Genomic DNA, 9,147 nt, shown 5'->3' on the forward strand with positions numbered 1-9,147 from the left:
GCTGTTGGCTGCGTATATGCAGGTAGTGGAGTACGGCTTGGTATTTGAAGTGTAATGTATATTTGCTCATAAAAAAACTGCACCTTGTGAGTTGGAGGGGGATGTCCAACTTTTGGGGTGCAGTTCAAATCTTAGTTTGAGATTTCAGACGACCTTCTTGAATAGGGCAGACCCTTACGCCTCTTCTGCTTTGCTGCGGATAATCAGAAGCGGCAGGTGGCTTTGGCGCATCACGGTTTCGGCGAAGCTGCCCATCAGGAGGTGCATCAGGCCGGTGCGGCCATGTGTGCCGAGTACCAGCAGGTCGGCGCCGTTTTCATCGGCGTAATCGACCAAATCCTGCGCCATTTCGCGCGCGCCTTTGTTGGCGACCAGCAGGTGTTTGACAATGTTTTCCACGCCGTTTTCGCGGGCGGTTTTTTCAGCGAAGTCCAAGACTTCGTTGCCTTGGGCGACGGCGGCGGCCTCGTAGCTTTCGTGTTGCAGGAATTCGGGGGCGAGCGCCATGTATTCGGCGGGGTTGGCGACGTGTACCAAAGTCAGGCGGGCGTTGTTGACGCTTGCCAACTCGGCGGCGTGTTTCAGGGCGTTGAGGGAAGTTTCGCTGCCGTCAACGGCTACAACCAGATGTTTGTACATAGTTCATTCTCCTTTTTCGCGCCGCAGGCGGCACTTTGTTGGATGCGGTTGGGAAGGGTCCGATATGAAACGATTATAGACCCATTCGGGCTGCTGCAACAGTCCGGCTGCTTTCCAGTATAATATGCGACGGACTCCTCCGCAGCGTTTTGCGTTGATTTTCATTCATTTATTGACATATCACAAGGTTGGGTATGAACGACACTGTTTTTCTTCCTTCGCGCCGTTTCGGCGGTATTGCCAGACTCTACGGAGATGAAGCACTGGCGCGGTTTTCGCGCGCGCACGTCTGCGTGGTCGGCGTGGGCGGGGTAGGCTCTTGGGCGGTGGAGGCTTTGGCGCGGACGGGCATCGGTCGTTTGACCTTGATTGATTTGGACAACGTCGCCGAGTCCAATGTCAACCGCCAGCTTCATGCGTTGACCGATGATTTCGGCAAGGCAAAGGTGACGGCGTTGCGCGAACGCATTGCCCAAATCAATCCGCAATGCGAAGTGGAGGAAATCGAGGATTTTGTGACGGAAGACAATCTGGAAACGCTTTTCAGACGACCTTTCGACTTTGTGATCGACGCGATAGACCAAGTACGCGTCAAGGCGGCGATGGCGGCTTATTTTGTGCAACACAAACAGCCGTTTATCCTAAGCGGCGGCGCGGGCGGACAGAAAAATCCGGCGTTGATTCAAACCGCCGATTTAAGCCGCGTTACCCACGACCCGTTGCTTGCCAACCTGCGCTACACTTTGCGCAAACGCTACGGCTTTAGCCGCGATACCAAAGAAAAAATGCGCGTGCCGTGTGTGTTCTCGACTGAAAACATTACGCCGCCGCAATCGGGCGAAGCATGTTCGACCGATGCTGTGCCGCAAGGTTTGTCCTGCGCGGGTTATGGGGCGAGTATGTTGGTAACGGCTTCGTTTGGTTTGTACTGCGCGCAGGCGGCGGTGGACCATATTGCGGGACGGAAATGAGATGACCCGATTTTTTAAAGCCTATTTTATCAGTAGCCTGATGTATGCGGTTGTCTTCGGTTTGCTGATGTACGGTGTCGGTTTGCTGTTTTCAGGATTCGAATGTTTTGATATTAACGCTGACAATGAACAGTATGCAGAGTATTGTCTGCGAGCTGCTGAAATGTCGGCTTTTGAGAAAGTGTCTTTGAAGTTTTTCTTCTTTCCGTTTTTATCTGTAATGTTATTGTCCCTACTCAATGCCGGCATTATGAAGTGGACCAAACGCTGTACAACTTTGACGACTCTTGCCTTGCCTATTATCGAATGGTTGATTGTTTGGTTTGTTTTTTTGCTGTGGGAGTGGAGTAGTCTGGATAGTAGTTGGACGGCAATAACGGGAGTTATTTTTTTTGGATTGCCTGTTTATGGCATGGCAGCAGTTCAAGCCCTGAGTGTGTTGCTCTCTTCTGCAAATGCCAATCAGAAAATTTGATGCGGTTTAACGCCTTTTGAAATTTTTTCAGACGACCTTTTTGCCTATGACCCGATTTTTTAAAGCCTATTTTATCGGCAGCCTGATTTATGCGGTGTGGTTCGGCGTGTTGATGTATGCCGTTGATCCGATGTTTGGTGCAATGGGATGCGACATGCAGTCGGGCGATTATTTGTGTTTTCAAGACGGCTATCCGCGGCCGTTTACCAATTTCCTTTATCCTTTCCTGTCCGTTCCGATATTCAGCCTTTTGCACGCTGCCATCATGAAATGGCGCAAACGCTGCTCGGTCGGGATGATTTGGTTTTTGGTCGGCTGCGAGTGGCTGCTGCTATTGGCTTGGATAATTGCGATGCTGGCGCGCGATGGTTTTGTGTTTTCCCGCGATGCCGTTACGGTGCTGATCGGTTCATTTTTCGCCGCTTTGCCGCTTCTGGGCATGGCGTTGGCGCAAACGCTTGCCATTGCCATCGCTTCTTTGAAAAGCCAACGCAAAAAAGGCTGATTTTGTTTTGCCGCACTCGTTTTGGCGAAACCCGCTGCGTTTTCAGACGACCCCGTTATTGATTAACCACCCATCGAACCTAATAAGAAAAAGCTCCTCTAACCATGCCTTCAGAACACCTTATCTCTTCCGCTGCTGCAACGTCGTCTGAACACACGGTCGCGTGGGTATTCGGTCAGCCCGTAACCGATTTGCCGCAGGATTTGTTTATTCCGCCCGATGCTTTGAAGGTTGTCTTAAGCAGCTTCCAAGGACCGTTGGATTTGCTGCTTTACCTTATCCGCAAACAAAATATCGACGTTCTCGATATTCCGATGGTGAAGATTACTGAACAATATCTGCACTATATTGCCCAAATGGAAGCGTATCAGTTTGATTTGGCGGCGGAATATCTCTTGATGGCGGCGATGCTGATTGAAATCAAATCGCGCCTGCTCCTGCCGCGTCCCGAAGAGGTCGAGGATGAGGAGGCGGATCCGCGTGCCGAGCTGGTGCGCCGCCTTTTGGCTTACGAACAGATGAAGCTGGCGGCGCAGGGGTTGGATGCATTGCCGCGCGCGGGACGGGATTTTGCTTGGGCGTATCTGCCGTTGGAAATCGCGGTCGAGGCGAAGCTGCCGGAGGTGTATGTCGCCGATTTGACGCAGGCGTGGCTGGGCATTTTGTCGAGGGCGAAACATTCGCGCAGCCATGAAGTGATTCAGGAAACCATTTCCGTACGCGCGCAGATGACGGCGGTTTTACGTCGTCTGAACGAGAGCGGGATATGCAAATTCAGCGATTTGTTCAAACCGGAGCAGGGCGCGGCGTATGTGGTCGTCAATTTCATCGCGCTGTTGGAACTTGCCAAAGAAGGTTTGGTCCGCATCGTCCAGCTGGACAGCTACGGCGAAATCGAAATCAGCCTGAAACAGGAAAATTTAGAACGCCCGGAAGCGGAAGAGGGCGTTTCAGACAACCCCTCTGACGACTTTGAAGGCGGAACGGCTTTATAAGCTTCAAGTTTGAACGCGAAGCAAAACATAATGTCCCATCTGTGGCAATCGGCCGTGCAGGAATCACGCTTGGTAACCCCATACTCATTTTAATCAACACTTTTTTATAGTGGATTAAATTTAAATCAGGACAAGGCGACGAAGCCGCAGACAGTACAGATAGTACGGCAAGGCGAGGCAACGCCGTACTGGTTTAAAGTTAATCCACTATATAACCCAATAGGTAGATTTTATGAGCAATAATGTTTCCCCGCTCAACCGTAAAGCCTCGCTGTGGGCGGTCGGTTTGATGTTGTTCGCTTTGTTTTTCGGTGCGGGCAATCTGATTTTCCCTGCTTATCTCGGACAACAGGCGGGGGAAAGCTGGCTTTCTGCGATGACGGGCTTCCTATTGACCGGCGCGGGCTTGCCGCTATTGGGCGTGATTGCCATCGGCTATTCAGGCTCGCGCGATGTGCAGGCGCTGGCTTCAAGGGTTGCGCCTTGGTACGGCGTGGCGTTTGCTTCCGCGCTGTATTTGTCCATCGGGCCTTTGTTTGCCATGCCGCGTACGGCGACGGTGTCATTTGAGATTGCCGTTGCGCCGTTTTTAAATGAAAGTCAGAAAACAGTCGGGCTGGCGGCGTTCAGCGTGGCGTTTTTCGGCGTAGCGTATTGGCTGTCTATGTCGCCGGGCAAATTGGTGGATCGTATCGGTAAAGTTCTGACGCCCGTATTGCTTTTGACGATTGCCGTTTTAGTCGGCTATGCCACGCTGAATCCGATGGGCGTTCCCGCAGCGGCACAAGGCGATTTTGCCCTTCGTCCGTTCATAAAAGGCATTTTGGAAGGTTACGGCACAATGGACGCACTCGCTTCGCTGGTGTTCTCCATTATCGTCATTGACGCCGTGCGCGCGATGGGCGTGGACAACCGTTCCGAGCTGCTGTGGACGACCGCCGTTTCAGGCATCGTCGCCGCATCTTGTCTGGCTTTGGTGTACCTCTTCATCGGCTATATGGGCGCGACCAGCGTGATGGGCTTGGGACTTCAGGAAAACGGCGCGGAAGTATTGTCGAAAACCGCGAATTTCTATTTCGGCGTACCCGGCAACATCCTTTTAGGCGTCATCGTCCTGCTCGCCTGCTTGAGTACCGCCGTCGGACTGATTACATCGTGTTCCGAATATTTCAACCGCCTGTGTCCCGGCATTTCTTACAAAATGTTCGTCGTCATCAATACCCTCGTGTCTATGGCGTTGGCGAACAAAGGCCTGTCCTCTATCCTGACTTTCTCCATCCCGATGCTGATGCTGCTGTACCCGCTGACCATCGTCATCATTCTGTTGGTCTTCCTGCACAAACTGTTCGGCGGCAGCCGCATCGTCTATTTCTGCACCATGATGGCAACGCTGGCAGTCGGCTTGCTCGATGCCTACAAAGCCGCATTCGGTTTCAGCGAAGAAGTCGCCGCCGACATCAACGGCGCATTGCCGCTCTACGACGTCGGACTGGGCTGGCTGCTGCCCGCAACGGTCGGCTTTGTTTTAGGATGCGTCCTAAACGTCGCGCTCAAGAAAAAAGCATAAGGCTTATCAATCAGAATAGAGGTCGTCTGAAAGTTTCAGACGACCTTTTCAACATTCTACCAGTTAAAAAAAGTAACACCCGCCCGTCTAACCGTGTTCTAATAATGCTTTACATTTACGCTGAACGAGAGAAAAGCCATGACCGCACCTCAAACGCCTGTTATCCGCTCCCTGCTCGACACCGACCTGTACAAGTTCACCATGCTTCAGGTGATACTGCACCAATTCCCCCAAACCCACAGCCTTTACGAGTTCCGCTGTCGCAACAAAGACATGGTTTATCCGCTTGCCGACATCCAAGCTGACTTTGAAAGAGAACTCGACGCGCTCTGCCAACTGCGCTTTACCCACGATGAACTCGACTACCTGCGCAGCCTGCGCTTCATCAAAAGCGACTTTGTCGACTATCTCGAACTCTTCCAACTGCAACGCCGCTTCGTCAAAGTCAGCCCCGACAATGAAGGTCGTCTGAACATCCGCATCGAAGGCCCCATGATTCAGGCGATGTTCTTTGAAATCTTCATCCTCGCCATCGTCAACGAACTCTACTTCCGCCGTCTTGAAACCCCCGCCGTCATTGAAGAAGGCGAACGCCGCCTCCAAGCCAAAGCGCAGCGTCTCAAAGAAATCTCCGCCGAGCAAAACCCGAACGACCCGCCGTTCCTCATCTCTGACTTCGGCACCCGCCGCCGCTACACCCTTGACTGGCAGGAACACGTCATCCGCACCCTGCTTGAAGCCGCACCCGACATCGTGCGCGGTACCAGCAACGTTTATCTCGCCAAAAAAATCGGCATCACCCCTATCGGCACGATGGCGCACGAGTTCCTCCAAGCCTTCCAAGCCCTTGACGTGCGCCTGCGTAATTTCCAAAAAGCCGCCCTCGAAAGCTGGGTACACGAATACCGCGGCGACCTCGGTATCGCGTTGACCGACGTGGTCGGCATGGATGCCTTCCTACGCGACTTCGACCTCTATTTCGCCAAACTCTTCGACGGTCTGCGCCACGATAGCGGCGATCCCTATGTATGGGGCGACAAAGCGCATGCGCACTACAAAAAACTCAAAATCGACAGCCGCACCAAAATGCTGACCTTCTCCGACGGGCTGGACATCGAACGCTCATGGGCGTTGCACCAATATTTCAAAGACCGTTTCAAAACCAGCTTCGGTATCGGCACCAACCTCACCAACGACATGGGGCATACCCCGTTGAACATCGTCCTGAAGCTCGTCGAGTGCAACGGTCAATCCGTCGCCAAACTTTCCGACTCCCCGGGCAAAACCATGACCACTAACAACACCTTCCTCGCCTATCTGCGTCAGGTGTTTGACGTTCCCGAGCCGAAGACAGAGGATTGATTAACTGAAGAAAAGGCAAAAGGTCGTCTGAAAACTCGGATTTGGGTTTTCAGACGACCTTTTGATTGTGAAAAATGCTTGGAATATATAGTGGATTAAATTTAAATCAGGATAAGGCGACGAAGCCGCAGACAGTACAAATAGTACGGAACCGATTCACTTGGTGCTTCAGCACCTTAGAGAATCGTTCTCTTTGAGCTAAGGCAAGGCAACGCCGTACTGGTTTAAATTTAATCCACTATAAAGTTTGAAATAGGCAAAGACAAATAAACAGCCCGGTCGAAAATGACTGGGCTGTTGGATTTTTGGTCGGAGTGAAAGGATTCGAACCTTCGACCCCTTGCACCCCATGCAAGTGCGCTACCAGACTGCGCCACACTCCGACTCGATAAGTTTCGGATTATAGTTTTACTGCCCGGCTTTGGCAAGCGTAAGGCAGGGTGGTTTGGGCTATCTGTTTGAAGCAGCTTTAAATTTGTTTGACGTAAGCTCGGGTAGGGCAGACGGGATGTTTTGTTCTTCACTTGAATCCGCCATATTTTCAGACGACCTTTGAATGGCAAACGAGTGTGGCGGAATTTTATGGCTGCTATATAATTGCTGCTTTGATTTTTAATGAAAAAACAGGGCTGATGGACAATATTTTGCATGAATTGTTTGCGCGTCAGGCGTTTACGTCTAGCTTGGTGGAGCGCAATTTCGGACAGGTTTCGGGCTGGATCGAGCTGGTCGGCGTATTGATGCTGATGGCGGCGACGTTTTGGCTGTCAAACCGGCTAAAAAACCGTTATTTCTTTGCGGAACAAGGTAACTTCGCGCTATTGCGGCATATCGGCAGGCGGATTTTGTGGCCGGTACTGATGATGATTTTCGGCGCGGCGGCTTTGTTTATCTGCAATCTGACGGAATTTCGGCCGGTATGGCTGCATCTGCTGATTTTAGCGGCGCGTTGGATGATTCTGATTCGGGTGAGCGTGGCGGTTGTTCATGCCGCTTTGCCGCAGAACAGGCTGACCGACTGGCTGGAAAAATCGGTCTCCATGGTTTTGTGGATAGGGTTCGTGCTTTGGCTGTCGGGCTTGGACGATAAGATTTTGAAGATTCTTGACGGTATTCGTTTCTCGGTCGGTTCGGGCAGACTCAGCCTGCTGATGATTCTGAACGGGATTTTGTGGGTCGGGCTTCTGATGATAGGCGCGTCATGGCTGGCGCGTTTTATCGGCGAGCGTTTGGAGAAAAGCAGCCTGGACAATAATCTGTCCATGATTTTGTCCAAAATCATCAAAACGGTGATGATGGTTTTGGCGGTCTTGATTGCGCTGCCGCTAGTGGGGATTGATTTGACGGTATTGTCGGTGTTCGGCGGTGCGTTGGGTGTCGGTATCGGTTTCGGTCTGCAAAAAGTGGCGAGCAACTATATTTCCGGCTTCATCATTTTGGGCGACCGCTCCATCCGCATGAACGACCGTTTGACGGTCAACAACTTTACCGGCTATGTAACCAAAATCACCTCGCGGTTTGTTGTGCTGCGCAGTGCAAACGGCACGGAGGCGCTGATTCCGAACGAGACTTTCGTTACCTCGATGGTGGTCAACGAATCCTACACCAGCCGCGAATTGCAGCAGGCGTTCAATATACAGGTTGCCTATCATTCCGATTTGATTAAGGCGCTGGACATCATAAAAAGCGCGGCCGCCGCGCAGCCTCGAGTTTCCGCCAATCCCGCTCCTTTGGCGGTGGTTACCAATTTCGGCGACAACGGCATTGATTTACGCGTGACTTATTGGGTGAAAGACCTGGAAAACGGTTTTGCCGCGCTGCAATCGGCGATTTTTCTGGATATTTGGCGGCAGTTTAACGAACACGGCATCGAGTTTCCTTATCCGCAACGCGAAGTCCGCATCCTGAATGAAGAACTGGAGCCGAGCAGCATTGCTATGATCAAGGCGGGAATGCAGGCGAGAAGCGATACCAAATCCGACCCTTCGATGGACGCTGCCGGAGACGATTGATGGCAAAGTCCTTGAAGTATCCCGTGTCCGCGCTGGTGGTTTTGCATGATTCAGACGGTAATATCCTATTAATCGAGCGTACTTCGCCACCAGGTTTTTGGCAGTCGGTAACCGGCAGCATCGAGCCTGACGAAACCATAGAGGAAACTGCCAAACGCGAAGTTTGGGAGGAAACCGGCATCCGCCTTGCGGACGGACAGCTCTGCAACTGGCACGACAGCACGGTTTACGAAATCTACCACCACTGGCGGCACCGCTATCCGAAAGGTGTGTTTGAAAACCGCGAACACATCTTTTCCGCCGAAATCCCGCGCGATACGGCTATTGTTTTGCAACCCGACGAGCACGTCGCTTACGGATGGTTCGGCATAGAAGAAGCAGCGGAAAAAGTGTTCTCCCCGTCGAACAAAAGGGCGATTTTGGCATTGGGGAAAAGGTTGGGGAAATGAACCAGCCTGATTGCTTAAAGGTCGTCTGAAAGCAGAGATTGCGTTTGAACTGCACCCCAAAAGTTGGACATCCCCTCCAACTCACAAGGTGCAGTTTTTTTATGAGCAAATATACATTACACTTCAAATACCAAGCCGTACTCCACTACCTGCACATACGCAGCCAACAGCG

General features: G+C 51.9%; 9 protein-coding genes, 1 tRNA gene and 1 pseudogene. 9 read left to right on the forward strand and 2 right to left on the reverse strand.

What is annotated here, in order from left to right:
- Positions 1-174: 174 nt before the first annotated feature.
- Entirely contained in the window at positions 175-639 is a 465-nt protein-coding gene (locus DBY90_RS12225) for a universal stress protein (protein ID WP_003755397.1), read from the reverse strand.
- 194 nt (positions 640-833) lie between these two features.
- Here DBY90_RS12225 and DBY90_RS12230 point away from each other — a divergent pair, with 194 nt between their 5' ends.
- The 6 genes from DBY90_RS12230 (at position 834) to pncB (ending at position 6,514) form a co-directional block, all read left to right on the forward strand.
- Positions 834-1,610, forward strand: coding sequence for a tRNA threonylcarbamoyladenosine dehydratase (locus tag DBY90_RS12230; RefSeq protein WP_070492379.1), 777 nt, complete (start codon positions 834-836; stop codon positions 1,608-1,610).
- 1 nt (position 1,611) lies between these two features.
- Positions 1,612-2,085, forward strand: coding sequence for a hypothetical protein (locus tag DBY90_RS12235; protein WP_070492378.1), 474 nt, complete (start codon positions 1,612-1,614; stop codon positions 2,083-2,085).
- Between the two features lie 46 nt (positions 2,086-2,131).
- Positions 2,132-2,590: a hypothetical protein gene (locus tag DBY90_RS12240; protein ID WP_070492377.1), complete on the forward strand. Its 459-nt coding sequence runs from the start codon at positions 2,132-2,134 to the stop codon at positions 2,588-2,590.
- 104 nt (positions 2,591-2,694) lie between these two features.
- Entirely contained in the window at positions 2,695-3,585 is an 891-nt protein-coding gene (locus DBY90_RS12245) for a segregation and condensation protein A (protein ID WP_070492376.1), read from the forward strand.
- Between the two features lie 232 nt (positions 3,586-3,817).
- Complete coding sequence (gene brnQ / locus DBY90_RS12250; RefSeq protein WP_083286727.1) at positions 3,818-5,152, forward strand: branched-chain amino acid transport system II carrier protein; 1,335 nt, start codon at positions 3,818-3,820, stop codon at positions 5,150-5,152.
- 138 nt (positions 5,153-5,290) lie between these two features.
- Entirely contained in the window at positions 5,291-6,514 is a 1,224-nt protein-coding gene (gene pncB / locus DBY90_RS12255) for a nicotinate phosphoribosyltransferase (RefSeq protein ID WP_070492465.1), read from the forward strand.
- A gap of 306 nt (positions 6,515-6,820) precedes the next feature.
- On the opposite strand, the gene DBY90_RS12265 is transcribed toward pncB, so the two are convergent.
- Positions 6,821-6,897 (reverse strand) — tRNA-Pro (locus DBY90_RS12265).
- Between the two features lie 249 nt (positions 6,898-7,146).
- Here DBY90_RS12265 and DBY90_RS12270 point away from each other — a divergent pair.
- From DBY90_RS12270 to DBY90_RS13585, 3 genes and pseudogenes are all read left to right on the forward strand, one after another.
- Positions 7,147-8,526, forward strand: coding sequence for a mechanosensitive ion channel family protein (locus DBY90_RS12270; RefSeq protein WP_107987321.1), 1,380 nt, complete (start codon positions 7,147-7,149; stop codon positions 8,524-8,526).
- Positions 8,526-8,975 (forward strand): dihydroneopterin triphosphate diphosphatase, encoded by a 450-nt coding sequence (nudB, locus tag DBY90_RS12275; RefSeq protein WP_070491101.1) that lies wholly within the window; start codon positions 8,526-8,528, stop codon positions 8,973-8,975. Before DBY90_RS12270 ends, nudB begins: the two co-directional genes overlap by 1 nt.
- A 44-nt stretch (positions 8,976-9,019) precedes the next feature.
- Positions 9,020-9,147: pseudogene (locus tag DBY90_RS13585) on the forward strand (helix-turn-helix domain-containing protein); the annotation flags it as partial.

This window comes from Neisseria mucosa, assembly GCF_003044445.1.
In the GTDB taxonomy this organism is placed as follows: Bacteria; Pseudomonadota; Gammaproteobacteria; order Burkholderiales; family Neisseriaceae; genus Neisseria; species Neisseria mucosa_A.